Genomic DNA, 26,924 nt, shown 5'->3' with positions numbered 1-26,924 from the left:
ACCGATCTTCGAGGAGTACGCACCAACATGTCTACCAGCACCGCACCTTGGTGGCGCGACGCCGTCATCTACCAGGTCTACGTCCGCAGTTTCGCCGACGGCAACGGCGACGGCGTCGGTGACATCGCCGGCATCCGCTCCCGGCTGCCGTATCTCGGCAGCCTCGGCGTCGACGCGATCTGGATCAACCCCTGGTACAAGTCCCCGATGGCCGACCACGGTTACGACGTCGCCGACTTCCGGGAGATCGACCCGCTGTTCGGCACGGTCGCCGAGGCGGAGCAGCTCATCGAGGAGGCGCACCGGCACGGCATCCGCGTCATCCCCGACATCGTGCCCAACCACACCTCCGACCAGCATGCCTGGTTCCGGGCCGCGTTGGCCGCCGGGCCGGGGAGCCCCGAGCGGGAGCGCTACGTCTTCCGGGCCGGCCGCGGGCCCGGGGGCGCCGCGCCGCCCAACGACTGGGTGTCCTGCTTCGGCGGCCCGGCCTGGACCCGGCTGCCCGACGGGGAGTGGTACCTGCACCTGTTCGCACCCGAGCAGCCCGACCTCAACTGGCAACACCCGGAGGTCCGGGCCGAGTTCGAGTCGGTTCTGCGCTTCTGGTTCAGTCGCGGCGTGGACGGCTTCCGCATCGACGTCGCGCACGGCCTGATCAAGCATCCGGAACTGCCGGACCTGCCGCCCCGCCCGCAGGCTCCGGCCGAGGGCCGACCGCGGCACTTCGACCATCCGCACTGGGACCGGGACGAGGTGCACGACATCTACCGCGCGTGGCGGCGGGTGGCCGACGAGTTCCCCGGCGACCGCTCGTTCGTCGCCGAGGCCTGGGCGGACACCCCGGAGCGGCTCGCCGCGTACGTTCGCCGGGACGGTCTGCACACGGCGTTCAACTTCGACTTCCTGATGTCCAGTTGGGATGCGAAGGACCTGCGGTCCGTCATCGACGACTCGCTCGCGATGCTCGGTGCGGTGGGCGCGCCGGCCACCTGGGTGCTCTCCAACCACGACGTCGTGCGCCACCCCAGCCGGTACGGCCGCAAGGTGGTCAAGCGGTGGGTGGCCAACGAGACGTACCGGCCCGAGGGCCCGCTGGACCTGGAGCTGGGCACGCGCCGGGCCCGTGCGGCGGCCCTGCTGATGCTGGCGCTGCCCGGCGGCGCGTACGTCTACCAGGGCGAGGAGCTCGGGCTGCCGGAGGTGGAGGACCTGCCGGAGAGCGTGCTTCAGGACCCGGTGTGGGAGCGGTCCGGGCACACCGACCGCGGGCGTGACGGCTGCCGGGTGCCGATCCCGTGGTCGGGGCGGAGCGCACCGTACGGCTTCAGCCCGGACGGTGCGACGGCCGGGCCCTGGCTGCCGCAGCCGGAGCTGTGGGGGGACCTCAGCGTGGCCGCGCAGTCGGGCGACGAGAACTCGATGCTGGAGCTGTACCGCAGCGCGCTGCGCCTGCGCCGCGAGCATCCCGCCCTCGGCGACGGCGCCCTCACCTGGCTGGACGCCCCGGCCGGCGTCCTCGTCTTCGGCCGCGACCCGGGTTTCCGGTGCGTGGTGAACCTCTCGGCCGAGCCGTACCGGCTGCCCGAGGGCGCCTCGGTCCTGCTGGCGAGCGGGCCGGTGCGGGACGGCGTGCTGGCACCGGACCACTCGGTCTGGCTGGCCGTGTAGGTGCAGGCGATGGGGAGGCTCGGCACCGGGCCTCCCCATCACCGTCACGGCCAAAACCCCGATCGACCTGCATGATTGTGCGGTGCGCACAGCGCGCGAACCCTCGCGCCGAGCCGCAGGAGGTACGGGTGGAGGACGGCAGCCGGGAGGCCGTGATGTGGCGCAACCGCGCCCTCACGCTGTTCGACCGGGTCACCGTGCCCGTCGCCGTGTGCGACGTGTACGGCGACATCCTGCTGGCCAATCCCGCCATGGCGGCCGAGTGCGGCACGACGCCGGGGCGGCTGCGCGGCCGTGACGTGCTGGAGCTGTTCCGGCCGCAGGAGGCGGGGCAGGTGGAGCGGATCGCCCAGGCGCTGCGGCTGCGGCACCGCTCGCGCTACGAGGTGTCGGTGCGGTGGGAGGCGCCGGGCGGGGCCGAGCGGTTCGGGGAGCTGACGGCCGACCCGGTCAGCGACACCGTTCAGGACACGCCCGCCCTGCTGGTGATGCTGCGGGTGCAGGGCGAACGCGAGCCGCACACCGACGCGCCCGTCCACGCCGCGCCGGCGGAGGCCCGCATCCTGGCCCTGCTCGCCGGCGGCGCCACCACCGCGAAGGCCGCCAAGGAGACCGGCCTCACCACGGACGGCGTCACCTATCACCTACGGCGGCTTTCGGCGCGCTGGGGCGCGTCGAACCGCACCGAACTGGTCGCCCGCGCCTATGCGCTCGGCGTGCTGACTCCCGGAGTGTGGCCCCCCGGTGCGTAGGCGGTGCCCGCACCCTCGGGTGCGCCGAAGCGGGCGAGGGTGTGCCACACCTTCTTCAGGTCCTGCGGCTCGTAGCGGCCGGTGCGGGCCGCGTCACCGATGATCCGGGGATCGACCACACCGTCCTGCGCGATGCGCGCGCCCAGCTCAACGTACGCACGGCCGCGGTAGTCGGGGTGGCGCAGCAACTCGTGGACGCTCAACCGGCAGCCGGGGTGCCACTCGACGGGGCAGGGCAGCGCCCGGGCCGCTGCCTCGACGGGCGTGCCGCGGTAGCTCGCGTCCAGGACGAGGGCCTCCAGGTGCGCGGCGAGGAGGACACCGCCGTGGACCTGGGCCTCGATGTAGTCGTCGAGGGCGTCCTGCTCGTCGGCCTCGGCGAGGGCGACGAGCGCCATGCCTGCGGCGACGCCGAAGTCGGTCGGCTCGGCCGCGCTGTCGGGGTAGCAGAAGGTGGCACGGGCCAGGGTGTCCGGGCCGAGCCGGAAGTGCGAGGAACCGAACCGCGGTGCCGCGCCCACGACTTGGTGCCGGAAGTTCAGCGCGCCGTAGACGGGCCGCTCGTGCGCAGCGGCGTCGTCGTAGTGTCCGCCGAAGATCCTGCTCTCCCAGCGGTGGCGGTCGCCGCCGGGGTGTGCCGTGAGGCCGCCGTTGCTGGTGCCCGTGACGAACTGCGAGTGGTAGGCGCCGTCCTGGGCCAGCGCGCGGAGTATGGGCAGCCCGCCGACGAGCCGGTCGGGGTGGAAGTTCAGCGTGATCCGGACGCCCGCGTCGACCGCCGGACCCGCGGACCGGGCGGCGACATGCCGCAGCGCCGCCCATGCCCGCGGAGTCCCGGCGGCACTCAAGTCCACTGCTGCGTACGTCCTTTCCCGGCTACCGGTTCCCGTACGGGCCGCCCTGGTGGCCGGTGCCGATGCTACGGGTCGACCGGGCCTGCGCCGGCGAATTTCGAGGCTTGCGTCCGACCTGCGGTCGGACCATCCGGCCGTCCTCCGTGCCGGGGTGCGGTCAGCCACGGGGCGAGGAGGGGGGTTTTCCTCATGGATCACCGGGGTGCCCGGCAGGGAGCATGCGGTACATGACGATTCGGCGGCACGGCGGCCCTCTCCGCACGGCAACGGCCGGCACCGACCTGCGGCTGTTCCTGCTCGCGGGCATCGCCACCGTGCTCCTCACGCGCCGACTGCTGTCGAGCACCGGCTATCCGAAGCTCGGCGGCCACGGCACCGGCCTGCACATCGCGCACATGCTGTGGGGTGGGCTGCTGATGGCGGCCGGGCTGATGGTGCTGCTGACGTTCCTCGGCCGCCGCGTGCGGCTGTGGGGAGCACTGACGGGCGGTGTGGGGTTCGGGCTGTTCATCGACGAGATCGGCAAGGTGGTCAGCGACGGCGGCGGCTATCTCTACCGGCCGGCCGCGGGGCTGATCTACCTGGCATTCGCCGCGCTGGTCGTGCTGAGCCGGTGGCTGGTGCCGCGCGGCGGCCCGCCGGGTGCGCGGGCGCGGACGGCGCACGCCGCCGACACCGCGCTGACCGGTGTCGTATCAGGACTGACCGACGCTCAACGCCTTTCCGCACTTCGGGCGTTGGAGGGATCGACGCGGCCTGTGGACGTGGCCCTGGTGCGGGTGCTGGAGTGTGTGGAGACGGTGCCGGAGCGGCCTCGCCCGCGGGTGCCGGACAGGGTGCGGGCTGCCTTCGCCCGCGGCCGTGGCGCCGTCTCGACGCTGGTCGCGCACCACGCCACGCTCTGGGCGGCACTCACATGGACCGTCCTGCAAGGTACTGCCCTGCTCTTCGGTGTCGGGCGGGATCTGGCGGCCGGCCGGCTGCGGCACGAACCCGAATGGGGTGCGGTGACGGGACTGGTCGCGTGCTCGGCGGTGATGCTGGGGCTGGCCGTGGCCGGGCTGGTGCGGCTGCGCCGCGACCGGGTGCGGGGCCTCGGCCTGCTCCGCGCCTCGCTGCTGGTGGACCTGCTGGCCGGGCAGGTCTTCAACTTCGTCGTCAACCAGTTCTCGGCGGTGACCAACTGGCTGGTCGGGCTCTGCCTGCTGGCCGTCGTCTCGGGCGCGCTGCGCCGCGCGCGTCAGGACGCCGGCGGGGTCCAGCGCGGGTCGCGGCCCAGGAAGGCGAGCAGCGCCTCGGCGCCGTCGTAGCCCTGTTCCCGTTCCAGTGCGGGCGCGAACACCTGGTAGGCGTCGCGGAGCCGGTCGACGAGGTGTCGCGCCACCGGCCAGATGCCCTCGGCCAGTTCGACGGGCAGGGGGCGGTCCTGCCCCGTGGCGACCGCGATGTCCCAGGCGTGCACGCCCGCGTCCATGGCGGCCGCCGCCGCGGCGAGCGGCAGGGGCAGCGGACCCAGCGGCGTCGGAACCTGCTCGGCGTCGGCGGGCAGGCCCGCGTAGGCGTCCGCGACCGTCCGCACCACCTTGCCGATCTCGGCCGACGGATCCCCGTCGAGGGCGTCGGCCGGGTGGAACGGGTCGGAGTCCGGGCGTCCGCCGTTGATCGCGAGGCCGTATCCCAGCTGATCGATCCGCGCGTGATTGAGAACCTGCCGGACGGTCCACCCGGTGCACGGGGTCGCCGCTCCCCAGGCCGCTTCGGGAACCCCGGCGACCACCTCGACGAGGTGGCCGTGCGCGAGCGTGAGAACTTCGAGACCCTTGGTGTCTTGGGTATTCCCCATGATGTGTGTCCCCCTCCGGTCACCCTTTGTGCGACGTGAACAATCTAGGCTTCCTTGCGGTCAGTTACGGTCCTCAATGGCAGCCCCCGCCCCGACGACCATGCCGGGATACCCCCGTGGAAGGAGTACGGCCCGAGGATGCGACTTGTACGTGAGTGGACCTCGCCCCTCGCTCGCCTGATGAGGCGATACCGGGATCCCGTGGTCGTCCAGGCGCTGCGGTCGGCGGCCGCGGCGTCGATCGCGTACGTCGTCGCACTGCGCCTGAGCCCCGAGTCGGCGCCCCTCACCGCCCCGCTGACCGCGCTGCTGGTCGTCCAGGTGACCCTGTACGCCACGCTCACCAACGGCATCCGCCGGGTGAACGCCGTGGTGGCGGGCGTCCTGGTGGCGATCGCCTTCAGCCAGCTGGTGGGTCTGACCTGGTGGAGCCTGGCCCTGCTGATCGTGGCCTCGCTGGCGGTCGGGCATCTGGTGCGGGTCGACGAGTACGTGCCCGAGGTGGCGATCAGCGCGATGCTGGTGCTCGGCGTCACGACCGTCGGTGACACGGCCTGGGCGCGGGTCGTGGAGACGCTGATCGGCGCGGTCGTCGGGCTCGGCTGCAATCTCCTGCTCCCGCCGCCGGTGTGGGTGGACGAGGCGGGCGAGTCGATCGAGGAGCTGGCCCGCCGGTTGCGCCAGCTGATGCTGCGCATGGGCGAGGAGGCCGCGGGCCGTACGCCCGTCGAGCAGGCCACTCAGCGGCTGTACGAGGCGCGCCGGCTCGACCACGACATCGTCGAGGTGGACGCGGACCTGCGGCAGGCCGAGGAGAGTCTGCGGCTCAATCCACGCGTGCGGGAGGGCCTGCTGCACCGGGTGGTGCTGCGCACGGGCCTGGACACGCTGGAGATCTGCACGGTGGTGCTGCGGGTGCTGGCGCGCACCTTCACCGACCTGACCAAGGAACGCGAGCCCGAGCCGCTGTTCGCGCCCGCGACGGGCGCCGCCGTGGAGCAGTTGCTGTCCGAGATCGCCGACGCCGTGGTGAGCTTCGCGGTGCTGGTCACCAGTCCCGCCAGCACGAGCGCCGAGTCCGCCGAGTCCCGGTTGGCCGCCGAGCTGCGGCAGGCCGCGACCACCCGCGACAAGCTGGCCCAGCTGCTGCTCGAGGAGGTCCAGCGCGACGCCCGCACCTGGCAGCTCCACGGCGCCGTGCTGACCGAGGTGAACCGCATCATCGACGAGATGGACACCGAGCACCGCTCGCGCCGCCTCTTCGAGGAGCTGGACCGCAACGCCCGGGTCCAGCGCGAGCGCATGCCTCGGCTGACCAGGCTGCGGGAGGGCCTGCGCGGCTCGAAGCTGCGGCGCAGGAACTCTGGCCGCAAGGTCGAGAACGCCGACTGACAGGGCGGCGCTCATTGCACCCGGTGCAACGCTCGTTGCCGGTCTTGCGAGGACCCCGTGGCTCACGCCATGGTGGCGTGTCACGACCGGGACGAGCGACGACCTGAGGTGCGGACATGGGCAGTGGGACAGGAGCGGCGGGCGGCGGCTGGAGCAGGCGCCGTTTCGTCGGCGCGCTCGGGGGCGCGGCCGCGGTGACGGCGCTGCCGGCCCCCGCGCCGCCCAGGTCCGGGCCCGACCACACCGCCACGGCCCCCGACCAGGCGGCGTCCTCCCCCGGGCCGTCCGCCCGCCGTTCGTCACCGGAGCCCGAGGGGCGCCGCCCGCTCTACATCGGCACCTACACCTCGGTCGAGGGCGGCGGCACGGGCGTCGGTCTCGCGACGTACGACCCGGCGACCGGCGCGGTCATCGGCACAGGCACCCTGACGGGTGTGGCCAACCCGTCGTACCTGGCGCTCCACCCGGACGGGCACACCCTCTACGCGGTGGACGAGCAGGACGACGGCGCCGTGACCGCCGTGCGTCTCGCAGACCGCAAGGTGCTGGGCACCCGCAGCACCGGCGGAGCCGGCCCCTGCCATCTCACGGTGCATCCGGGCGGCCGCTGGCTGCTGAGCGCCAACTACACGTCGGGCAGCGTGGCCGTGCATCCCATCGACGACGCGGGCGCCCTGGGCGAGCGCACGGACACGGTGACGCACTCGACGCCGGCGCCCGGACCCGGCCAGCAGGGGCCGCACGCGCACCAGTTCATCACCGGCCCGGACGGCGCCCATGTGCTCGCCGTGGACCTGGGCACGGACACCGTCTACACGTACCGCCTCGACGAACGCCGCGGCACCCTCACCGAGGTCGCCCAGGCGCACACCCGGCACGGTGCGGGCCCGCGCCACCTGACCTTCCACCCCGGCGGCCGGCACGCGTATCTCGCCAACGAGGTGGACGACACGATCGCCGTCTGCGCCTACGACGCCTCGACCGGCCGTCTGACGATCGGCGAGCCGCAGGCCACGGGCTCCGGCCCGGGCACCAACTACCCGGCGCAGATCCTGGTGACCGCGGACGGCTCGTTCGCCTATCTGGCCAACCGCGGCCACAACAGCCTGGCGCGCTACGCGGTCGAGGCCGACGGCGCCCGGCTCCGGCTGCTCGACACGGTGCCGGTGTCCGGTGACTTCCCGCGCCAGATCGCCTTCTCCCCGGACGGGACGCTGCTGTTCGCGGCGAACCAGAAGTCCGGCACCGTCAGCGTCTTCCACGTGAACGCGAAGAGCGGTGAACTGCGCCTCGCGGGCGAGCCGTTCGCCTCACCCGTCGCCGTCTGTGCGCTGCCGCTGTAGGGCGCGCGGACAGGAGGCGGCACCGGCCTGCGTAAGCAGGACGTGCATGCGCTCCGTGAGCTGGGCGACGTCGGCGGCGGGGGCGTGGAACGGCAGGCGTACGTCGCCGTGGGCGCGGGTGCGCTCGATCCGCAGGGTCAGCCCGTGCCGGTCGACGGCGAGGGGCTGGACGCGGACCGCGCCGTGCAGGCTGACGTGGTCGACGAGCCGGGTGAGCCGCTCGACGGCGTCGCCGTGGCAGTCGGCGAGGTGCGTCAGCAGCCGGGTCTCGGCGAGGGCGAGCGGGTCGGGCTCGGCGGCGGCGAACTCGTCGAGATCGACGACCACCGCACCGGTCGACCGGCGCAGCACGATCCTGGTGGGCCGCAACGCGAGGCGGCCGTCCTCGGACATGAAGTACCCGGCGAGCCAGAGCCGGGCCCGGATACGGCCCCGGACCGGGACGGGCGCGACGTCGGCGAACTCCAGGACGGCGTGCGGCTCTCCGCGGGGCGCGCAGATCGCGGCCGCGAGCAGGGCGCTGTCCTCGGGCACCTCCAGCAGCACCCGGCCGTCCTCGTCCACGCTGTGCGCACCGACGAACTCCTCGCGGCCGCCGTCCGCGGTCACCGCGCAGGACCAGGCGGTGGCGAGCACCGACCGGGCCTGTTGGGCCGCGGACGGCGCGGCCGTCCAGCTGGGGCTGTCCGACATCCCAAACCTCCTTAGGTAAGCCTTGCCTAACCTATCGAAGATCCAGGTGTACGCCAACCACGGGGGTGCCATGAACGATCGTGACTCCCGGGACGACCGGGCGACGACCAGGCGACGGCCGGGCGGCGGCCTACGAGGAGACGACACCCAGCAGCGCCCGGGCACACAGGTCCCGCACCTGCTCCCGGGTCAGGTCCGAACGCCGTAGCCACTCCAGGCAGACGGCCGTGGTGAAGGCCAGCCAGCCGCGCACGGCCAGCTTGACGTCGGGGCGCTGCCGGGCCGCCTCGCCGAGTTCGGGGTCGGCGGCGATCGTCGCCAGTATCTGCCGCTCCTGCGCGGCCAGCGCCCGCTGGTAGATCCGCCGTATGGTCTGGTCCCCCGCAGCGTCCGCGCGATGGAACGCGCGGAAACCGTGCGCGTGCGTGTGGGCGTACTCCAGGAACGTGTCGAGGCCGGCGGCCAGTTGCTCACGCGCCGGGACGCCGGGCACGGCCGCCGTCATACGCAGCATCCGCTCGCTCTCGCGCTCGACGACCGCCGCGAAGAAGTCCCGCTTGGTCGGGAAGTAGTGGTACAGCAGTCCGCGCGAGACGCCCGCTATCTCGGCGACCTGCTCGATCCACACGTCGTCGTACGGGCTCTCCGAGAACAGCCGCGCCCCCACCGAGAGCAGCTGCTCCCTGCGCTCCTCGGTGCTGAGCCGGCGGCGCGTGCGCTCGCCCTGGTTCGCGGCCATGTCCGCACTTTACTTGACGCCGGTTCAACGAGAGGACCAGACTGAGCCGCTATTGAACTCACGTACAACAGGTGCACGACAGCTCAACCTGCCGCTGATTCAAGGGAGATCGCGTCATGGCGGAGACGACGACGGTGACCGGACCACAGACGCGGGCCCCGCTTCCGAAGGGGTTCCGGAGCGCCGAACAGGGCTGGCCCGAACTCCACCGCATTCCGCATCCCCCGCACCGCGTCCCCCTGCTCGGCGACATCCTCGGCGCCGACCGGCGCACGCCCGTGCAGGACTCGATGCGCCACGGCCGGCAGCTGGGCCCGATATTCCGGCGCAAGGCGTTCGGCAACGAGTTCGTCTTCGTGTGGGGTGCCGCCCTGGCGGCGGACATGGCGGACGAGGCGCGCTTCGCCAAGCATGTGGGCCTCGGGGTCGCCAATCTGCGGCCGGTCGTCGGGGACGCGCTGTTCACGGCGTACAACCACGAGTCGAACTGGCAGCTGGCGCACGACGTCCTCGCCCCGGGCTTCAGCCGGGAGGCCCTGGAGGGCTACCACCCGATGATGCTGGCGGTGGCCGAGCGGCTCACCGACGCCTGGGACCGCGAGCTGGTGGCGGGCCGGGCGGTGGACGTGCCGGGCGACATGACCAAGCTGACGCTGGAGACGATCGCGCGCACCGGCTTCGGACACGACTTCGGGTCCTTCGAGCGCTCCCGCCCGCATCCCTTCGTGTCCGCGATGGTCGGCACCCTGTCCTACGCCCAGCGGCTGAACACCGTGCCGGCGCCGCTGGCCCCGTATCTGCTGCGCAAGGCCTCGCGGCGCAACGAGGCGGACATGACCTACCTCAACCGCACGGTCGACGACCTGGTCCGGGCCCGCCGGGCCGGGGACGGCGGCGGGAGCGGGGACCTGCTGGACCGGATGCTGGAGACGGCCCACCCGCGCACCGGGGAGCGGCTGTCCGCGGAGAACGTCCGCCGCCAGGTCATCACCTTCCTCGTCGCGGGCCACGAGACGACGTCCGGCGCGCTCTCCTTCGCCCTGCACTACCTCTCCCGGCACCCCGAGGCCGCCGCCCGCGCCAGGGCCGAGGTGGACGCCGTGTGGGGGGACGCGGAGACGCCCGGCTACGACCAGGTGGCCAAGCTGCGGTACGTGCGCCGCGTGCTGGACGAGTCGCTGCGGCTGTGGCCGACTGCGCCGGCCTTCTCGCGAGAGGCCCGCGAGGACACGCTGCTGGCGGGGGAGCATCCGATGAGGCGCGGCGCGTGGGCGCTGGTGCTGACCATGATGCTGCACCGCGACCCCGAGGTGTGGGGCACCGACGCGGAGGGGTTCGACCCGGACCGCTTCGACCCCAAGGCCGTACGGTCACGAGCCCCGCACACCTTCAAGCCGTTCGGCACGGGCGCGCGGGCCTGCATCGGGCGCCAGTTCGCGCTGCACGAGGCCACGCTGGTACTCGGCCTGCTGCTACGCCGCTACGACCTGCGACCCGACCCCGACTACCGGCTGCGGGTCACCGAGCGACTGACGCTGATGCCGGAGGGCCTACGACTGCACCTGGAACGACGCACGGCCCCTCCCACGACGCCTTCCACCCCGGCCACCGACGAGGCGCCGTCAGACCCGCGCTGCCCAGTGCACCGGGCGGGCGACTGAATCCGGCAGCCGCCCCGCCGCCGGGTCTGAAGCGGCGCACGGTGGCTTCCGCCAAGGCCTTCAGCGGGTGCGCCCTCAGGCCTGCGCTGTCCAGTGCTCGGGACGGGTGACCGAGTCCGGCAGACGCGTGCCCGCGCTGCCGTGGGCCGCGTTGAGTTGGGGCTGGGTGAGGAAGAAGGCGTCGGTCAGGTCGGCGTCGGTGAGATCGGCGTCGCGCAGATCGGCGCCGATCATGTCCGCGCCCCGCAGGTCGGCCCCGGTCAGGTCCGCGGCGATCAGATAGGCCCCGCGCAGATTCGCGCCGCGCAGATCGGCGCCCTTGAGCCGGGCCCCCATCAGATCGGCGCCGCGACGCTCCTTCTTGCGCCCGCGGGTCCCCGCCCGCACCAGTTCACTGGTCTTCAGCAGAAGCTCGTTGACCTCCTGCCGATGCGCGGCCACATCCAACTCGGCCAACTGCTCCGGGGTCTGACGGGTGAGCGCCTCGGTCGCCCCGAGCACGCGCCGCAGATCGTCCGCGAGGGGACGGGCCGCCGGCAGCCGCAACGCCTCGCTCAGATACCAGAGCAGCTCGTGCAGCTGCCGCACCACGGGGAACACGTCGAACATACGCCGGGCCCGCTCGGCCGACCCGGCACGCCAGTCCTGCCCGCCGAAGGTGACCTGCGAGACCTTCTGGCCCGCCCCGAAGCAGTCGTAGACGGTGCAGCCGCTGAACCCTTTCTCCCGCAGCCGCGCGTGGATGCCGCAGCGGTGGTCGTCCCGCAGATTCGGGCACGGCCGGCCGGCCTCCTTGTCGATCGCGAAAGCGGCGGAGGCGGTGAAGGGCAGGGCGACACAGCACAGCCCGAAGCAGCTCGCGCAGTCGGCGCGCAGGTCGGTCAGGTCTGCTGTTTGATCTGGCATGAAGCCAAGGATATCCGGCGGTGGGGCGGTGACCTGGGACTTCTACAAGCCCCCGATCGCCGTGAGCAGCTTCGCGATCTTCGCCTTCTTGGCTCTGATGCCGCGTTCTATCAGCCGCAGGTGGGTCGGTGACTCGGGTACGGCGGCCTCGAACTCCGCCAAACGCCTTCGCTCCACGGCGAGTTCGGTTCTCAGACGTGAGGCGGGGTCGGGTGGCGGGGGCGGGGTCCGGCCGTTGAAGACGATGTTGTGCCTGGGGCGCTCGGTGAAGACGGCCTCCCGTTCGGCGGCCTCGGCGTCGGGCGGGTAGTCGATCTGTATGCCGATGACGCCGGGGCCCCAGGGCTGCTCCCGCAGGTGCGTCCGCACGCGGGTGAGCGGGGAGACCGAGATGCCGACGTAGAGGAGGCCCTCCAGGCCGTACAGGCGGTACAGAGCCGTCCGGCCCCCTGTGTACAGGCTGCCCTCCTCGTCGAACAGGCCGCGCAGGAACTGCGCGTCGACGTCGCCCATGCCGCGGCCCCCTTCGCTCCTCCCTGTTCTCACGGTGCCACGCGGGTCTGACATCGACCTCGGCGCAACCCGACCTCACCGATGAGTTTCCGGCCGTGTGGGGGTCTCCTCATACAACGGAAAACAAGCTCGGATACCAAGGTCTTGAGCCCCACTTCAGGCGGGAGCCCATCCACACAGGAGAGAGATCATGTGCAGCAACCAGCCTTCGTGCGCCATCTCCGACAGCGCGGCCCACCACACCACCGTGATCGTCGCGGCCCACCCCGAACAGGGCTGGAGCCTGCTGTCCGACGGAACGATCGTGTTCGACGACACCGGTGAACTGCTCCCGGACGGCCGGGTCGTGGACCCGCACCGCACCCTCGGCCCGCTCGCCGTCGCGGCCTGACCCAGGCCGGCCGTATCTCCCGATTGCGGGACGCCCGGCACAGGGCGACGATGAGGACGTCACCCACCCGAGGTGGAGCCATGGGCCCGGTCTCGTCCCGCAGGCTGACGCGCATCGCGGTCTTCCTACTGGCCGTCCTGAGCACCCTCGTCTGCACCGCGGCGGCCACCGCCCGCAGCACGGTGGTCTCCCCCGGCTTCTACCGTTCGGTCCTCGACGACCAGCGGGCCTACGACCGCCTCTACGACGAGGTCCTCGTCGACCCGCACTCCGTCGCCGTCACCCGCCCCCTGCTGGCCCGGCTGCCGGTACCGGAGGCCCAGCTCTCCTCCAACATCAAGGTCATCCTGCCCCCGGCCTCCGTCCGCGACCTCACCACGCAGCAGATCGACAGCGTGGTCGGCTATCTCAACGGCGACCGAGACACCCTCGTCCTGACCGTGAACCTCGATCCGGTCCTCGGCAACCTCAACGATCTTGCGCAGATCTACTTCGGCGACCTCGTCTCCTCGCTCCAGGAGCGCAAGGAACCCGACTTCGCCGCGTTCTCGGCCGACCTGTCCGCCGCCCTGCGCGAGGTGACCGCGGGGCGGGCGCCCGACGGCCTTCCCAGTCTTCCGCTCACCTACGAGCAGGCCGGAAAGGCGGCCGACGCGCTGCTGCACGCCGTGACCGCGCAAGGACGTGACGCGCTGCGGCCCGAGGTCCAGGGAGCCCTGGCCGACGGTGACGTCGCCACCGCCCTCGCCGCCGTGGGACCCGCCGTGGTGACCGACCGCACCCGCGACGCGGCGGCCCGGCTGCAGGAGACCGCGGGCGGCAGCACCTGGAACCTCACACAGACCCTCGAGGCGACGGGCAACGACCTGACGGCGCTGCATCGGGCCCGCCCGTACACCGCGCTCGGGCTCGGCCTGACGGAGGCCCTGTCGGCGGTGCTGCTCGTCGCCTCGCTCGCGGTGCTGTGGTTCACCGGCCCCTCCGCGCCGGGGCGCCGGCTGATGCCGCTGGGCTGGGCGCTCGCCGCGGGCGGCGGACTCACCGCGCTGGCCGCCGCACTGGTCCGGCTGCTCGCCGACGGGCGGGTCGTCAGCCCCCGGGCCTCCTGGCCGCCGAGCCTGGCACAGCTCGTCGACGATCTGCAGCACGAGGCCTTCGACAAGGTCATCAGCACTGCCGTGCTCACGGCGCTCGTGCCCGCGGCAGTCGGCGGGCTCCTGGTGGCGGTGGGCTGGGCCCTCCAGGTCCGCCCGCGGCCGTCCTTCTCCCTGCTGCGCGCCCGCCGGCTCACCCTCGCCGCGACCGGCGCGGCCCTGGCCGGGATGCTCGCGATCCCGCTCGCGGCCGGCCCGTCCGCGCCGCGGGTGTGCGAGGGCCATGCGTGGCTGTGCGACCGGCCCTACGACGAGGTCGCCTATCTGACCTCGCACAACGCCAACTCGACGACCGTCGACCGCTTCATCGGACCGCTCCAGGACCCGGCGATCCCGGCGCAGTTGGACGACGGCGTGCGGGCGCTGCAGCTCGACACCTACCACTGGGAGCGGCCCGACGAGATCACCGGGCGCCTGACCGAGTCCGACTTCACGCCGGAGCAGCGGAAGTTCGTCGCCTCGGCCGCCGAGAGGCTCAACCCCCCGCGCCCGGGGCTGTGGTTGTGCCACGCGGTGTGCCGGGTCGGCGCGATCCCGCTCGTGCCGACGCTGAAGCAGCTGGGCACCTGGATGCGCGCCCATCCGACGGAGGTCGTGACGCTGATCGTGCAGGACGCGATCAGCGGTGAGGACACCGAAAAGGCGTTCCGGCAGGCCGGGTTGACCGATCTGGTCAAGACACCGGACCCCGATCCCGCCAAGCCCTGGCCGACCTTGGGCGACATGATCGACAGCGGCCGGCGGCTGGTGGTCTTCGCCGAGCAGGCCGACGGTCCGGCGCCGTGGTACCGCAACTTCTACCGCTACGGCATGGAGACGCCGTTCGCGTTCCGCACCCCGGGCGACATGAGCTGTGTGCCGCACAGGGGCGGCACCGGCAAACGGCTGTTCCTGCTCAACCACTTCATCACCAACAACGGCGGCAGCCGCCTCGACGCCGGCAAGGTCAACTCCCGCCGCTTCGTGCTCGACCGGGCCCACGAGTGCGAGCGCGAGCGTGGCAGGCCGGTGAACTTCATCGCCGTCGACTACGCCACGATCGGCGACGGCCAGGGCGCCACGGAGGCGCTCAACGCCGAGCGCTGACAAGGCAGTTGACCAGTGGGTGCACCTGCCCGGCTCAGTACCGCTGTGCCTTGACCAGCTTGGGGGTCAGCACCGGCTGGGGAGGCTTGCGGCTGATCGCGATCGGGTTGGCCTTGTCCCCCGGGGCGAGGTTCTCCGCGCCGACGTAGCGGGTCTCCACGGTCTTGCCGGAGGAGTCGAGGAAGTCGACCTGGACGGCGTAGGACGCCTTCTTGCCGGTCTTGTTGGTGATGGTGACCACGACGGCGAGCAGTCCGCCGGTCTGGGCGCGCGGTTTGCCGGTCATGGCGACCTCGGACATCGCGTTGCCCGGCGCCTTGACGTTCTTCAGCTCGTTCCGGGCGGCCTTGTCGGCCCGCTCGGCCTCGGCCGACACCGATGCCTCGAAGGAGGATGCGGCGGCGGAGGCGGACGCCGCCGCCGAGGAGGCCCTGGCACGTGCCGACGCCTCCGCCGAGGACATGGCGGAGGGCGCTGTGCCCGAGAAGGATGCGGTGTCCGGTGGAGTGGGCCGTTCGGTGGACGGCGTACTCGAACTGCCGCTGTTGTCGTCCGAGCTGCACGACACCAGTGTCAGCGTGCTCGCGGCGACCACGGCCAGCGCGACGGCGACAGGCCGGGACCGGCCCGCTCGCGCCCGGTGGGATGCCCCTGCCTTCATCGTCGACGTCCTCTCGCGCGATCACGGAAATACAGCGAGATGAACCCTATGTCGGAATATACCGCGGGGCATGTCGCCGAGAAGGGGCCCGTCCGGTCGTCGTGGCGGAGGCCGAGGTCCCGGTTACCGGGCGAACAGCTCGAAGGCCACGGCGGGCCTGCCGCCGAACTGCTCGGCCATCCGCTCGGCGTTGGCGGTGAGGAATCGGCGGACATGGGTCTCCGGGTCCTCGTCCGTCAGCACCTCGATGTAGGTGCGGTGCTCCAGGAGCGAGCGCACCGCGCGCTCCAGTCCGGGCGAGGCATCCACCGCGTGGGTGGGCGAGCTGGAGCCGGCGACGGCCACCCAGCGGACGCCGTTCCAGGGTTCCAGATCCTGTTCGGCCAGTTCGGGGAAGATCCACCGGTTCCCGGCGTCGCCCGCCGCGTCGAGCGTGGCCCGGCCGACGGCGACGTGGTCCGGGGTGTTCCAGGCGACGCCGCCCCAGGTGTCCCGGTGGTTGAGGGTGATGACGAGCTCGGGCCGGTACCGGCGGATCGCGGCCGCGATGTCGCGGCGCAGCCCTGTGCCGTACTCGATCACCCCGTCCTCGTGGTCGAGGAACTCCACCTGCGATACCCCCACGACGGCCGCGCTCGCCCGCTGCTCGCGCTCGCGCAGCGGGCCGCACTTGGCGGGCTCGACGGTGTCGATGCCCGCCTCGCCCCGGCTCGCCAGTACATACGAGACCTCACGGCCCTCGTCGGTCCAGGCGGCGATGGCCGCCGAGCACCCGTACTCGAGGTCGTCCGGGTGCGCGACGACCGCGAGGGCGCGTTGCCAGTCGGTGGGCATGGCCTGGAGCTGGGCGGGCTGCGGCTCGGTCATGGCCGCAGACTAGCCCGTGGCGAGTGCGTCAGGCCTCGTCGCGCGTGAGGGCGAGCAGCCGGTCCAGGACCCTGGGGCCGCCGGCCCGCACCCCGTCGTGCTCGAACTCGTCGGTCACCCAGGTGCGCAGGCCGCGGATCGTGCGGGCGGTCTCCAGGGCGTGGGCCGTGTCGACGTACATGTCGTCGTGGTAGACGGCGGCCGCGACCGGGACGTCGTTGGCGGCGAGGCGGGCGGGGTCGTAGAGCGGCCGCCAGTCGGTGCGGGCGGCGAGGAGTTCGGCCGTTTCGCGCAGCGGGCGCAGCGCCGGGTCGCAGTCGAACATCCAGGGGTGGATCGACTCGCCCGTGAAGAGGAGGGGGCCGTCGCCCGCGAGGGTCTTGGCGGCGTCGAACTGCGGGAACTCGGCGCGGACCCGTTCGGCCGACCAGTCGGTGGGGCGCTCGTCCTGTCCGTAGATCGCCTCGTGGACGAGGGCGTACAGCGGGTGGCCCGCGTACGACAGCAGGCCCTGGACCGCTTCCTGGAAGGCGTCGGAGAGCGCGGGCCCCTGCGGGGTGCGGACGAAGGCGTCCTCCAGCAGGAAGTGCAGACGGTGGGTGCCCTCGCCGCCGCCGAGCATGATGCCCAGGGACTGGAACGCCTCGACGGTGAGGCGGTAGCCGTTCGGCAGGGTCACGTCGTGGGTGAGGAGGTGGTCGGCGATACGGCGGGCGCGCTCGACGTCCTGCGGGTAACGGGCGTAGTGCGCGGCGACCTTGCGCTCGATACGCGGGTAGGCGGCGCGGTATACCTCGTCGGCATGCGCGTCGAGGGAGGGCAGTCCGCCGGTGATCACGGCCGCGGCGAGGCCCTCGGGCGCGGTGGAGAGGTAGTTCACCGTGCAGAAGCCGCCGAAGCTCTGGCCCAGGGCGGTCCAGGGCGCGCCGCCGGTGATCTGGGCGCGGATCGCCTCGCAGTCGCGGACGATGGCGTCGCTCCGGAAGTGGGCGAGGTAGTCGGCCTGTTCGGCGGGGCCGCCGCGCAACGGGAGGGTCTGCCGGTTGACGGGCGTGGAGTGGCCGGTGCCACGCTGGTCGAGGAGCAGGACGCGGTGGTCCTTGAGCGCGCGGCCGAGCCAGGCCTGGCGGCCGATGAAACGGTTCGCCCCGAAGCCGGGGCCGCCCTGGAGGTAGACCAGCCACGGCAGGTTCTGCTGCGCCTTGTCGCTCGCGACGGCGTCGCGGGCGAAGAGCTCGATGGTCTCCCCCGCCGGGTCGTCGTGGTCGAGGGGCACGGTGAAACGGCGGTCGGTGAGGACGACGCCGGGCTGACGGTACGAGGCGGTCAACGGGTCTCCAGGGACGGACGGATTTCGGGCCGCGTCCCACTTCATCACATGTTCGTCCGGTGGCCGACCCCCGGGATCATGAAATCCTACTGAACCCGTGATCAGCGGGCGGAGAGGCTGGAACGCCGTACGACCAGCTCCGGCTGGAGCACGACGCGCCGGTGTTCGTGGCGCGTGGACCCGTTCCCGGCCTCCGTCTCCTCCAGCAGCAGTTCGGCGGCGAGGGCACCCATGGTGACGGCGGGCTGGCGGACGGAGGTGAGCGGGACGGCCGCGGCGGCGGCGAACTCGATGTCGTCGTAGCCGACGATGGCGAGGTCGTCGGGGACCCGGACGCCGGCCGCGTACATGGCCTGGAGCACGCCGAGGGCGAGCAGGTCGTTGGCGCAGAAGACGGCGGTGGGGCGGTCGGCGAGGCCGAGGAGGCGGGCGCCGGCGTCGCGTCCCGCAGACACGTCGAGGCGCTCGGTGGGCAGTTCGCGCAGGCTCCCTGGGCCGAAGCCCGCCTCGGCGAGCGCGTTGAGCGCCCCGGTGCGGCGGTCGCGCACCTGATTGAGGCCGGGCGGGCCGCTGACGTAGGCGATGGTCCGATGCCCGGCGTCCACGAGGTGCCGCACGGCCAGCGCACCGCCCGCCACGTCGTCGACCGACACGGAGCATTCGGTGGTGGAGTCCCCGACCCGGTCGACCAGGACGAAGGGGATGTTGTGCCGCCGGAACGTCTCGATGTTGCGGCCCGAGGCGTCGGTGGGGGTGAGCAGCACGCCGCGCACCCGCTGCTCGGCGAAGAGCGAGAGGTAGTCGGCCTCCTCGCCCGCGCTCTGGGCGCTGTTGCAGACCATGACGCCCAGCCCGGCGTCGCGGGCGGCGCGTTCGGCACCACGGGCGACGTCGACGAAGAACGGGTTGCCCATGTCGAGGACGAGCAGCCCCATGATCCGGCTGCGGCCGGCGCGCAGTTGGCGCGCGGACTCGCTGCGGACGTAGCCGAGCCGGTCTATGGCGGACTGCACCCGGGCCCGGGTCTCCGTGGCGACCGTGTCCGGACGGTTGATCACGTTCGACACCGTGCCGACCGATACTCCGGCGGCGCGGGCGACGTCCTTGATACCCACCGACTGGGACATCAGGCAGGGACCTCCTGGGGGACGCGGGACGGCCGGAAGGCCATCACATTACCGTCATCGAGCGGCGTATCATGCCCGGTCACGTGGGCAGTCCGAAGTCGATGACGCGGAGTGCCGAGGGCGTTGTCGTACCGCTCGACCTCTCCTGGTACATGAACGACAGGACGTTGTCCGCCCGCACCCGCGGTTCGTCGATGACGACCTCGCCGAAGGCGTCGAGTCCGCCGCCGTCGTACAGCAGCGTCCAGTCGGTGTACCCGGTGGTTCCGGAGGCGCCGGCGATCCGTCCGTAGGGGAGGATCGCGTAGGCGTTGTCGTACCGGTCCAGGACCAGCTTGGTGCGCTGGCTGGAGTTGAGGGCCAGGGGGATCTCGGTCTTCTGCCAGCAGCCGGAGGGGTCTTTGCGCAGATGGAAGGCGCGGCCGTGGGCGGTGCGGTCGGCGACGTAGTCGGTGGTGCACGGCCCGAAGCGGCCGGGGACGTAGCTGATGATCGCGTGCGGGCGGCCGGTGGAATCGGTCCACTGGCTCTCCTGGTTCATGAGCGAGTGGTCCGGGCCGAGGGGGTCGACGACCAGTCCGGCGTCGGTGACGGCAACGGTCTTCGTACCGCCGGTGGTTCCTACGACGGTGCCGGCGTCGTTGCGCCAGGTGCGGCCGCGGTCGGCGGAGTGGACGTAGCCCGTGTCGTGGTTGGTGATGCCCCCGCCGTCGCACATCACCGCGGGGTTCTGCTCGCGCCAGGTGAAGAAGGCGTGCAGCGTGCCGCTCGTGTCGTAGTCGATGCCGTGCAGATACATGTTGCGGGCGGTCGAGGAGCCGTGCGTGCTGGTGTACGTGCCTGCCGAGCTGGTCCACTCCCCCAGTGCCGTCCACGCCGAACCGTCGTACTCGGCAAGGGCGTTGCGACCGTCGCCGGAGATGCCGACCCGGTAGCTGAGCTGGAGCCTGCCCTCGGGGGTGGAGATGAACTGTGGGTAGGTGAAGCGGTCGGTGAGCGCCAGGCCGTCGAGCGTGGTCTGCACGGGGCCGAAGACGGACGGGGTCCAGGGCGTGGACGCCGGGTCGTCGAGGAGTCCGGCGACGGACTTCACGTAGCAGAAGCCGTCGCTGTGGGAGTCCAGGTTGAGGTGCAGGCGGCCGTCGACCGCGGAGGGGCCCATGGAGATGACGTTGTGGGAGTCGTCGCTCTTGAGGCGGTGCGGGAGCGTGAGCGTGGACCAGCCCGAACCGCCAAGCTCCCGGCGGGCGATGACCGCTTCGCGGGTGGCCGTGTACCAGGCGGCGTACTGGTGGCCGCGGTGGGTGAACAGCCCGTTCTTCTGGAACGAGTTGTTGTTGACCAGGCCGTCGTAGGAGACGAAGTACAGGGCGGTGGCGTCGAGTCGGGTGTGGTCGAGGAGGGTGACTCCGGGGGTGAGCAGCCCGCGTCCGGCGGCAGTCATGACAGGTGGAACACCTCCGTCAGGGGCTTCATGGCCTCATCGGGGCGGGCGCCGTCCAGCGATTCGAAGAACGGCGCCATCTCAGCCTGCCAGCGGGCGTTGACCCCGCTGGACTCCATGCCGGCCTGTGCGGCCTCGAAGTCCTCGGTCTCCAGGTAGCCGACCAGCAGGCCGTCGTCGCGCAGGAAGAGCGAGTAGTTGTGCCAGCCGGTGGCCGAGAGAGCCTCGAGCATCTCCGGCCACACGGCGGCGTGGCGTTCGCGGTACTCGGCGAGCCGGTCCTCGCGGACCTTGAGGAGGAAACAGACGCGCTTCATGAAGTACCGCTCCTGAATCAGGGGTTGAGCAGGTCGACGATCAGAAGTTGAACTGGTCGATGTTCTTCGCGTCGAACACGGTCGGCTTGCCGAGCGTGATCACGCCGTCCTTGCCGATCGTGTAGGTGGTGGAGCCGGCCTTGAAGGTCTCGCCCTCCTTGCCGGTGATCTGCCCGGAGGACAGGGCGACGGCGGTGCGGGCGGCGAGGTCGCCGAGCTTGGCCGGGTCCCACAGCTCGAAGCCCTCGACGGTGCCGTTCTTGACGTACTTGCGCATGTCGTTGGGGGTGCCCAGGCCGGTCAGCTTGACCTTGCCCTTGTACTTGGAGCCGGACAGGTACTGGGCCGCGGCCTTGATGCCGACGGTGGTCGGGGAGATGATCCCCTTCAGGTTCGGGTACTGCTGGAGCAGGCCCTGGGTCTGCTGGAAGGAGGCCTGGGCGTCGTCGTTGCCGTAGGCGATCTTGACGAGCTTGACGTCCTTGTACTTCGGGTCCTTCAGCTCGTCCTTCATGAACCCGATCCAGGTGTTCTGGTTCGTGGCCGTCTGGGCGGCGGACAGGATCGCGATCTGGCCCTTGTAGCCGATCTGCTTGGCCATCAGCTGCACCTCGGTGCGGCCGAGGTCCTCGGCGGAGGCCTGGGAGACGAAGGCGTTACGGCAGTCGGTCTTGGTGTCGGAGTCGTAGGTGACGACCTTGATGTTGTTCTTCATGGCCTGCTTCAGCGCGGTGCACAGGGCGCCCGGGTCCTGCGCGGACACGGCCATCGCGTTGACCTGCTGCTGGGTGAGGGTGTTGACGTAACTCACCTGGCCCGCGGTGTCGGTGGCGCTGGAGGGGCCGACCTCCTTGTACTTGCTGCCCAGTTCACTCAGCGCCTTCTCGCCGCCCTTGTCCGCCGAGGTGAAGTAGGGGTTGTTGACCTGCTTGGGCAGGAAGCCGACGGTCAGGCCCTTCTTCGTGGCGGCGTTCGGGTCGGCCTTCGCCGTCGAGGTGGCGGCGGCGGCGTCGCTGCCGGAGTTCTTCTTGGTGGTGCCGCCGCAGGCGGACACGGCCAGAGCGAGCGAGGTGACGGCGGCGAGGGCCGCGCAGGTACGGCGGACGGATGACTTGCGCATGGCGGAGGTTCCTTTACGAGCGGGGTTACGAGGTGGGTGTCGAGGCGGCTCTGCGCCCCGCCCTGGCGATGGAGATCTGGCGTGCGACCCGGGGGCCGAGAACGGAGATGACGAGGAGGATGCCGGTCACGACGATCTGCGACTGCGCGGAGACGTTGAGCAGGCTCATCACGTTCTGCAGCGCGCCGAGCAGGAACACGCCGGCGATCGCGCCGCCGAGTGTGCCCTTGCCGCCGTCGAAGTCGATCCCGCCGAGCAACACGGCCGCGACGACGGACAGTTCGAGACCGGTTGCGTTGTCGTAGCGGGCGCTGGCGTAGTGCAGCGCCCAGAAGATGCCGGTCAGGGAGGACATCAGGCCGGTCACCGTGAACAGGATCAGCTTGTGGCGCTTGACGCGGATGCCGGCGAAGCGTGCGGCCTCCTCGTTCGCGCCGATCGCGAACAGCGAGCGGCCGAACGGGGTGGCGTGCAGGACCACGACGGCGATCGCGAGCAGGACCAGGAAGGGCAAGAACGCCTTCGGCAGGAAGGTGTCGCCGAAGCGTCCGGCCGCGAAGTCCAGGTACTGGCTGGGGAAATCGGTCACCGCGTTGGAGCCGAGCACGATCTGTGCGATGCCCCGATAGGCGGCGAGGGTGCCGATGGTGACGGCGAGGGAGGGCAGTCCGAGGCGGGTGACGAGCAGGCCGTTGATCAGCCCGCACACCACCCCGAGCAGCAGGCACAGCGGGATGATCGTCTCGATCGCCATGCCGTCGTTCCACAGCTTGCCCATCACCGCGCCCGACAGGCCGGCCGTCGAGGCGACCGACAGGTCGATCTCGCCGGAGACGACCAGCAGGGTCATCGGCAGCGCGATCAGCGCGATGGGCAGGGTGTTGCCGATCAGGAACGACAGGTTCAGGGCGTTGCCGAAACCGTCCACCGTGGTGAACGACAGCAGCAACAGCACGACCAGGAGCGCACCGACGACCGTGTCCCAACGGACGGCGCGCGTCAGGGAGTCAGGCATGGCGGGCGTTCCTCTTCTTCAGGGCGTTGGCCACGCGCAGGGCGACGATCCGGTCGACCGCGATCGCGAGGATGAGCAGGATGCCGTTGATGGCAAGCACCCACACGGAGCTGACGCCGAGGGCGGGCAGCACGCTGTTGATGGAGGTCAGCAGCAGGGCGCCGAGCGCGGCGCCGTAGACGCTGCCGGAGCCGCCGGTGAAGACGACTCCCCCGACCACCACCGCGCTGACGACGGTGAGTTCGTAGCCAGTACCGGTGCCGGAGTCGACGTTGCCGAACCGGGCCAGATACATCGCACCGGCCAGGCCCGCGAGGCCGCCGCAGAAGGTGTAGGCGGCCAGGATCCGCTTGCGGACCGGGATACCGGCCAGGCGCGCGGCCTCCGGGTTGGAGCCCAGCGCGTACAACTCCCGCCCGCTGCCGAAGTGCTTGAGGTAGTACGCCGTTGCGACGAGCACGGCGAGCGCGATGACGGCCAGCCAGGGGATGGCGGAGACGCCGCCGGAGCCGAAGTCCACGAACCCGCTCGGCAGGTCGGCCGCGGTGATCTGCCGGGAGCCGACCCAGATGGAGTCGATGCCGCGGATGATGTACAGGGTGCCGAGGGTGACCACCAGTGCGGGCACCTGGCCCAGGCTCACGAGCAGGCCGTTGAGCAGGCCGAAGCCGATGCCCATCAGGACCGCGAGGAGGATGGCGACGACCGAGTTGCCGCCGCCGTGCAGATAGTCGCCGGCGGCGAAGGCGCAGATGCCCAGGGTGGAGCCGACCGACAGGTCGACGTTGCGGGTGATCACCACGAGGGACTGGCCGGTGGCGACCAGGACCAGGATGGTGGCGTTCAGCAGCAGGTCCTTGATGCCCTGCTGGGACAGGAAGTCGCTGTTGCCCGCCTGGGTGATGCCGATCATCACCAGGAAGACGATCAGGATGGCGAGTTCGCGCATCTTGAAGACGCGGTCGACGAGGCGGGTGCCGCTGGACTTGGGCACCTCGGCCACGGGGGTCTCGTTGGGAGTGGTCACCGTCACGCGGCGGCCCTCCCGGTTGCTGCGGCCATCACGGTTTCCTCGGTGGCTTCGGCGCGTGGGATCTCGGCGGTCAGCCGGCCCTCGTGCATCACCAGCACGCGGTCGGCCATGCCGAGGATCTCGGGCAGGTCGGAGGAGATCATCAGGACGGCAACGCCGTCCGCGGCCAACTCGCTGAGCAGCCGGTGCACTTCGGCCTTGGTGCCGACGTCGATGCCGCGGGTGGGCTCGTCGACGATCAGCACCTTGGGGCCGGTGGCCAGCCACTTGGCGAGCACGACCTTCTGCTGGTTGCCGCCGGACAGGGTGGAGACGGCGTCGGCGATCCGGGCGTACTTGACGTGCAGCTTGACCGCCCAGTCGAGCGAGCGGCTGCGTTCCGCGGCGCGGTCCATCAGGCCGGCCTTCACCGTCTTGTGCAGTCCGGTCAGGCCGATGTTGCGCTCGATGGACATGCCCATCACCAGGCCCTGGGCCCGGCGGTCCTCGGGGACCAGCGCGAGTCCGGCGGACATGGCGGTGGACGGGGCGCCGTTGGTGAGCTTGCGGCCCTGGACCTCGACCTCGCCCGCGTCCCAGCGGTCGATGCCGAAGACGGCCCGCGCGACCTCGGTACGGCCGGCGCCGACAAGTCCGGCGAGACCGACGATCTCGCCGGTCCGTACCTCGAAGGAGACGTCGGTGAAGACGCCCTCGCGAGTCAACCGCCGGACGCTGAGGGCGACTTCGCCGGCCTCGACGTCCTGCTTGGGATACAGCTCCTCCAGGTCGCGGCCGACCATGCGGCGGACAAGGTCCTCCTCCGTCATGCCCTTGACCGGTTCGCTGGCGATCCAGGCGCCGTCGCGCAGGGTCGTCACCCGCCGGCAGATCTCGAAGATCTCCTCCAGCCGGTGCGAGATGAACAGCACCGCGGCGCCCTGCTCGCGCAGGGCGCGTACGACACCGAAGAGGCGGGCGACCTCGCTGCCGGTGAGGGCGGCGGTCGGCTCGTCCATGATCAGGACGCGGGCCTCGAAGGAGAGCGCCTTGGCGATCTCCACGATCTGCTGGTCGGCGATGGACAGACCGCGGGCCGGGCGGTCGGGGTCGAGCTCGACGCCGAGCCGCTGCATCAGGGCCAGGGTCGCGGCGTGGGTGGCCTTGTGGTCGATGCGGCCGAGGGCGCGCCGTGGCTGGCGGCCCATGAAGATGTTCTCGGCGATCGAAAGGTCGGGAAAGAGCGTCGGCTCCTGGTAGATGACGGCGATACCGGCGTCGCGGGCGTCGCCGGGGCCGTGGAAGACGACCGGCTCACCGTCCAGCAGCACCCGGCCGGCGTCCGGCCGGTGCACACCGGCGAGCGTCTTGATCAGGGTGGACTTGCCCGCGCCGTTCTCTCCGGCGAGTGCGTGCACCTCGCCGGGGAACAGCTCCAGAGAAACGTCCCGCAGGGCGCGCACCGCGCCGAAGGACTTCGAGATGTCCTCGAGCGCCAGCACCGGGGCCGGACCCGTGTCGGACGGGTGGGTCATGAGGGGCTCCTCGACGACGTCGAACCACTGGTTCACGACGTCGTGAAAGGTTTCAACTTGGTTGCCGGGACGTTAGGCGCGCAGCGCATGTCCCGTCAATGGGTCCGCGTCGAAAAAGTTTCGAGAGCCCTTCGAGAGCCAAAGGTCACGGTCAGGCCACAGGCAACAGGGTGTGCGGAAACGCTTGACACCCATGCGGACGCGCCTAAGCTTCGCCTTCTGAATCGATTCACACAGAAGCCGTTCCGGCCCGACGTCACAGGAGCCCTGAAGTGACCGAGCTCGCCGCGGTGAAGACCGCGCTGAAGACCCAGGCAGTCGAGACGCCGTCATGGGCGTACGGGAACTCGGGGACCCGGTTCAAGGTGTTCGCACAGCCCGGCGTTCCCCGCACGCCGCAGGAGAAGCTGGCCGACGCCGCCCAGGTGCACGCCGTCACGGGCGCGGCCCCGACGGTCGCCCTGCACATCCCGTGGGACAAGGTCGACGACTACGGCGCGCTGGCGAAGTACGCCGACGATCACGGCCTGAAGCTGGGAGCGATCAACTCCAACACCTTCCAGGACGACGACTACAAGCTCGGCAGCATCTGCCACCCAGACGCGGCCGTGCGCCGCAAGGCCGTCGGCCATCTGCTGGAATGCGTCGACATCATGGACGCGACCGGCTCCCGCGATCTCAAGCTGTGGTTCGCGGACGGCACGAACTACCCCGGGCAGGACGACCTCCGGCGACGCCAGGACCGGCTCGCGGAGGGTCTCGCCGAGGTCTACGAGCGGCTGGGCGAGGGCCAGCGGATGCTCCTGGAGTACAAGTTCTTCGAGCCCGCCTTCTACGCCACCGACGTCCCGGACTGGGGCACGGCGTATGCCCACTGCCTCAAGCTGGGCGAGAAGGCACAGGTCGTGGTCGACACCGGGCACCACGCACCCGGCACCAACATCGAGTTCATCGTCGCCACCCTGCTGCGCGAGCGGAAACTCGGCGGATTCGACTTCAACTCCCGCTTCTACGCCGACGACGACCTGATGGTCGGCGCCGCCGACCCCTTCCAGCTCTTCCGCATCATGTACGAAGTCATCCGAGGCGGCGGCTTCACCACCGACGTCGCCTTCATGCTCGACCAGTGCCACAACATCGAAGCCAAGATCCCCGCCATCATCCGGTCCGTCATGAACGTCCAGGAAGCCACCGCCAAGGCCCTGCTGGTCGACGGTGAGGCCCTGGCGACAGCCCAGCGCGACGGTGATGTGCTCGAGGCGAACGCCGTAGTCATGGACGCCTACAACACCGACGTACGCCCGCTCCTCGCCGAGGTGCGGGAGGAGTCGGGGCTCGACCCCGACCCGATCGCCGCCTACCGCCGCTCCGGCTGGCAGCAGCACATCACCACCGAACGTGTCGGCGGCACCCAGGCCGGCTGGGGTGCCTGACCCCGCTGCCGTCGCACCCGCACTGCTCCCCGACTGTTCCCTCGAAGCAAGGAAGAGATCCGATC

General features: G+C 71.3%; 25 protein-coding genes. 9 read left to right on the top strand and 16 right to left on the bottom strand.

Annotated features, from left to right (window positions below; translation table 11 throughout):
• Nucleotides 1-27 precede the first annotated feature (27 nt).
• Both ACGFYN_RS39885 and ACGFYN_RS39880 read left to right on the top strand, forming a co-directional pair.
• The gene (locus ACGFYN_RS39885; RefSeq protein WP_393870892.1) at nucleotides 28-1,671 is read left to right on the top strand and encodes a glycoside hydrolase family 13 protein; all 1,644 of its coding nucleotides are present in this window, start codon (nucleotides 28-30) and stop codon (nucleotides 1,669-1,671) included.
• Nucleotides 1,672-1,826: 155 nt separating this feature from the next.
• Complete coding sequence (locus ACGFYN_RS39880) at nucleotides 1,827-2,423, top strand: PAS domain S-box protein (RefSeq protein WP_393870903.1); 597 nt, start codon at nucleotides 1,827-1,829, stop codon at nucleotides 2,421-2,423.
• Here the strand turns inward: ACGFYN_RS39880 and ACGFYN_RS39875 are convergent.
• On the bottom strand, nucleotides 2,375-3,277 hold the full coding sequence (locus tag ACGFYN_RS39875) for a DUF3626 domain-containing protein (RefSeq protein ID WP_393870891.1): 903 nt from the start codon (nucleotides 3,275-3,277) through the stop codon (nucleotides 2,375-2,377). The two genes, ACGFYN_RS39880 and ACGFYN_RS39875, sit on opposite strands and share 49 nt — an antisense overlap.
• Nucleotides 3,278-3,504: 227 nt before the next feature.
• Here ACGFYN_RS39875 and ACGFYN_RS39870 point away from each other — a divergent pair, with 227 nt between their 5' ends.
• Entirely contained in the window at nucleotides 3,505-4,587 is a 1,083-nt protein-coding gene (locus tag ACGFYN_RS39870; RefSeq protein WP_393870890.1) for a hypothetical protein, read from the top strand.
• On the opposite strand, the gene ACGFYN_RS39865 is transcribed toward ACGFYN_RS39870, so the two are convergent.
• Nucleotides 4,518-5,120, bottom strand: coding sequence for a TIGR03086 family metal-binding protein (locus tag ACGFYN_RS39865; protein WP_393870889.1), 603 nt, complete (start codon nucleotides 5,118-5,120; stop codon nucleotides 4,518-4,520). The two genes, ACGFYN_RS39870 and ACGFYN_RS39865, sit on opposite strands and share 70 nt — an antisense overlap.
• Nucleotides 5,121-5,258: 138 nt before the next feature.
• On the opposite strand from ACGFYN_RS39865, the gene ACGFYN_RS39860 reads away from it, so the two are divergent.
• Together ACGFYN_RS39860 and ACGFYN_RS39855 are read left to right on the top strand one after the other, a co-directional pair.
• Nucleotides 5,259-6,512, top strand: a complete 1,254-nt coding sequence (locus tag ACGFYN_RS39860) for an aromatic acid exporter family protein (RefSeq protein ID WP_393870888.1) — start codon at nucleotides 5,259-5,261, stop codon at nucleotides 6,510-6,512.
• Nucleotides 6,513-6,628: 116 nt separating this feature from the next.
• Nucleotides 6,629-7,855 (top strand): lactonase family protein, encoded by a 1,227-nt coding sequence (locus ACGFYN_RS39855; protein ID WP_393870887.1) that lies wholly within the window; start codon nucleotides 6,629-6,631, stop codon nucleotides 7,853-7,855.
• Here the strand turns inward: ACGFYN_RS39855 and ACGFYN_RS39850 are convergent.
• Both ACGFYN_RS39850 and ACGFYN_RS39845 read right to left on the bottom strand, forming a co-directional pair.
• Nucleotides 7,823-8,548 carry a DUF2470 domain-containing protein gene (locus tag ACGFYN_RS39850; protein ID WP_393870886.1) on the bottom strand — a complete coding sequence of 242 codons (726 nt, stop codon included), beginning with the start codon at nucleotides 8,546-8,548 and terminating at the stop codon, nucleotides 7,823-7,825. The two genes, ACGFYN_RS39855 and ACGFYN_RS39850, sit on opposite strands and share 33 nt — an antisense overlap.
• Nucleotides 8,549-8,678: 130 nt before the next feature.
• Nucleotides 8,679-9,287 carry a TetR/AcrR family transcriptional regulator gene (locus ACGFYN_RS39845; RefSeq protein WP_393870885.1) on the bottom strand — a complete coding sequence of 203 codons (609 nt, stop codon included), beginning with the start codon at nucleotides 9,285-9,287 and terminating at the stop codon, nucleotides 8,679-8,681.
• 116 nt (nucleotides 9,288-9,403) lie between these two features.
• Between ACGFYN_RS39845 and ACGFYN_RS39840 the strand changes: the two genes are divergently transcribed.
• Nucleotides 9,404-10,948 carry a cytochrome P450 gene (locus ACGFYN_RS39840; protein WP_393870884.1) on the top strand — a complete coding sequence of 515 codons (1,545 nt, stop codon included), beginning with the start codon at nucleotides 9,404-9,406 and terminating at the stop codon, nucleotides 10,946-10,948.
• 75 nt (nucleotides 10,949-11,023) lie between these two features.
• Here the strand turns inward: ACGFYN_RS39840 and ACGFYN_RS39835 are convergent, their stop codons facing one another.
• Both ACGFYN_RS39835 and ACGFYN_RS39830 read right to left on the bottom strand, forming a co-directional pair.
• Nucleotides 11,024-11,854, bottom strand: a complete 831-nt coding sequence (locus ACGFYN_RS39835) for a pentapeptide repeat-containing protein (protein ID WP_393870883.1) — start codon at nucleotides 11,852-11,854, stop codon at nucleotides 11,024-11,026.
• Between the two features lie 42 nt (nucleotides 11,855-11,896).
• Nucleotides 11,897-12,367 (bottom strand): GIY-YIG nuclease family protein, encoded by a 471-nt coding sequence (locus tag ACGFYN_RS39830; protein ID WP_393870882.1) that lies wholly within the window; start codon nucleotides 12,365-12,367, stop codon nucleotides 11,897-11,899.
• A gap of 190 nt (nucleotides 12,368-12,557) precedes the next feature.
• On the opposite strand from ACGFYN_RS39830, the gene ACGFYN_RS39825 reads away from it, so the two are divergent.
• On the top strand, nucleotides 12,558-12,758 hold the full coding sequence (locus ACGFYN_RS39825; RefSeq protein WP_393870881.1) for a DUF5999 family protein: 201 nt from the start codon (nucleotides 12,558-12,560) through the stop codon (nucleotides 12,756-12,758).
• An 80-nt stretch (nucleotides 12,759-12,838) separates the two neighbouring features.
• Nucleotides 12,839-14,998: a hypothetical protein gene (locus ACGFYN_RS39820; RefSeq protein WP_393870880.1), complete on the top strand. Its 2,160-nt coding sequence runs from the start codon at nucleotides 12,839-12,841 to the stop codon at nucleotides 14,996-14,998.
• Nucleotides 14,999-15,032: 34 nt separating this feature from the next.
• Here ACGFYN_RS39820 and ACGFYN_RS39815 read toward each other — a convergent pair whose 3' ends face one another.
• The 10 genes from ACGFYN_RS39815 to ACGFYN_RS39770 all read right to left on the bottom strand — a co-directional run bounded on the left by ACGFYN_RS39815 (nucleotide 15,033) and on the right by ACGFYN_RS39770 (nucleotide 25,426).
• A complete protein-coding gene (locus ACGFYN_RS39815) occupies nucleotides 15,033-15,659 on the bottom strand; it encodes an FxLYD domain-containing protein (RefSeq protein WP_393870879.1) in 627 nt (208 codons plus the stop codon).
• 123 nt (nucleotides 15,660-15,782) lie between these two features.
• The gene (locus ACGFYN_RS39810) at nucleotides 15,783-16,526 is read right to left on the bottom strand and encodes a PIG-L deacetylase family protein (RefSeq protein ID WP_393870878.1); all 744 of its coding nucleotides are present in this window, start codon (nucleotides 16,524-16,526) and stop codon (nucleotides 15,783-15,785) included.
• 28 nt (nucleotides 16,527-16,554) lie between these two features.
• Nucleotides 16,555-17,856, bottom strand: a complete 1,302-nt coding sequence (locus ACGFYN_RS39805; RefSeq protein WP_393870877.1) for an alpha/beta fold hydrolase — start codon at nucleotides 17,854-17,856, stop codon at nucleotides 16,555-16,557.
• Between the two features lie 101 nt (nucleotides 17,857-17,957).
• Nucleotides 17,958-18,983 (bottom strand): LacI family DNA-binding transcriptional regulator, encoded by a 1,026-nt coding sequence (locus ACGFYN_RS39800; RefSeq protein WP_393870876.1) that lies wholly within the window; start codon nucleotides 18,981-18,983, stop codon nucleotides 17,958-17,960.
• Between the two features lie 79 nt (nucleotides 18,984-19,062).
• A complete protein-coding gene (locus tag ACGFYN_RS39795) occupies nucleotides 19,063-20,427 on the bottom strand; it encodes a BNR repeat-containing protein (RefSeq protein WP_393870875.1) in 1,365 nt (454 codons plus the stop codon).
• Nucleotides 20,424-20,744, bottom strand: coding sequence for an L-rhamnose mutarotase (locus tag ACGFYN_RS39790; protein ID WP_393870874.1), 321 nt, complete (start codon nucleotides 20,742-20,744; stop codon nucleotides 20,424-20,426). The genes ACGFYN_RS39795 and ACGFYN_RS39790 overlap by 4 nt, the downstream gene beginning before the upstream one ends.
• Nucleotides 20,745-20,784: 40 nt before the next feature.
• Entirely contained in the window at nucleotides 20,785-21,864 is a 1,080-nt protein-coding gene (gene rhaS / locus ACGFYN_RS39785; RefSeq protein WP_393870873.1) for a rhamnose ABC transporter substrate-binding protein, read from the bottom strand.
• Nucleotides 21,865-21,889: 25 nt separating this feature from the next.
• Nucleotides 21,890-22,879, bottom strand: a complete 990-nt coding sequence (locus ACGFYN_RS39780) for an ABC transporter permease (RefSeq protein WP_393870872.1) — start codon at nucleotides 22,877-22,879, stop codon at nucleotides 21,890-21,892.
• Nucleotides 22,872-23,912: an ABC transporter permease gene (locus ACGFYN_RS39775; protein ID WP_393870871.1), complete on the bottom strand. Its 1,041-nt coding sequence runs from the start codon at nucleotides 23,910-23,912 to the stop codon at nucleotides 22,872-22,874. Before ACGFYN_RS39775 ends, ACGFYN_RS39780 begins: the two co-directional genes overlap by 8 nt.
• On the bottom strand, nucleotides 23,909-25,426 hold the full coding sequence (locus ACGFYN_RS39770) for a sugar ABC transporter ATP-binding protein (RefSeq protein WP_393870870.1): 1,518 nt from the start codon (nucleotides 25,424-25,426) through the stop codon (nucleotides 23,909-23,911). The genes ACGFYN_RS39775 and ACGFYN_RS39770 overlap by 4 nt, the downstream gene beginning before the upstream one ends.
• 272 nt (nucleotides 25,427-25,698) lie before the next feature.
• Between ACGFYN_RS39770 and rhaI the strand changes: the two genes are divergently transcribed.
• Nucleotides 25,699-26,859 (top strand): L-rhamnose isomerase, encoded by a 1,161-nt coding sequence (gene rhaI / locus ACGFYN_RS39765; RefSeq protein WP_393870869.1) that lies wholly within the window; start codon nucleotides 25,699-25,701, stop codon nucleotides 26,857-26,859.
• The last annotated feature ends 65 nt before the right edge of the window (nucleotides 26,860-26,924 follow it).

Source organism: Streptomyces sp. NPDC048419 (assembly GCF_043200415.1).
In the GTDB taxonomy this organism is placed as follows: Bacteria; Actinomycetota; Actinomycetes; order Streptomycetales; family Streptomycetaceae; genus Streptomyces.
The sequence above is the reverse complement of the archived record's forward strand: the minus strand, read 5'-3'. Positions and strand labels throughout refer to the sequence as shown.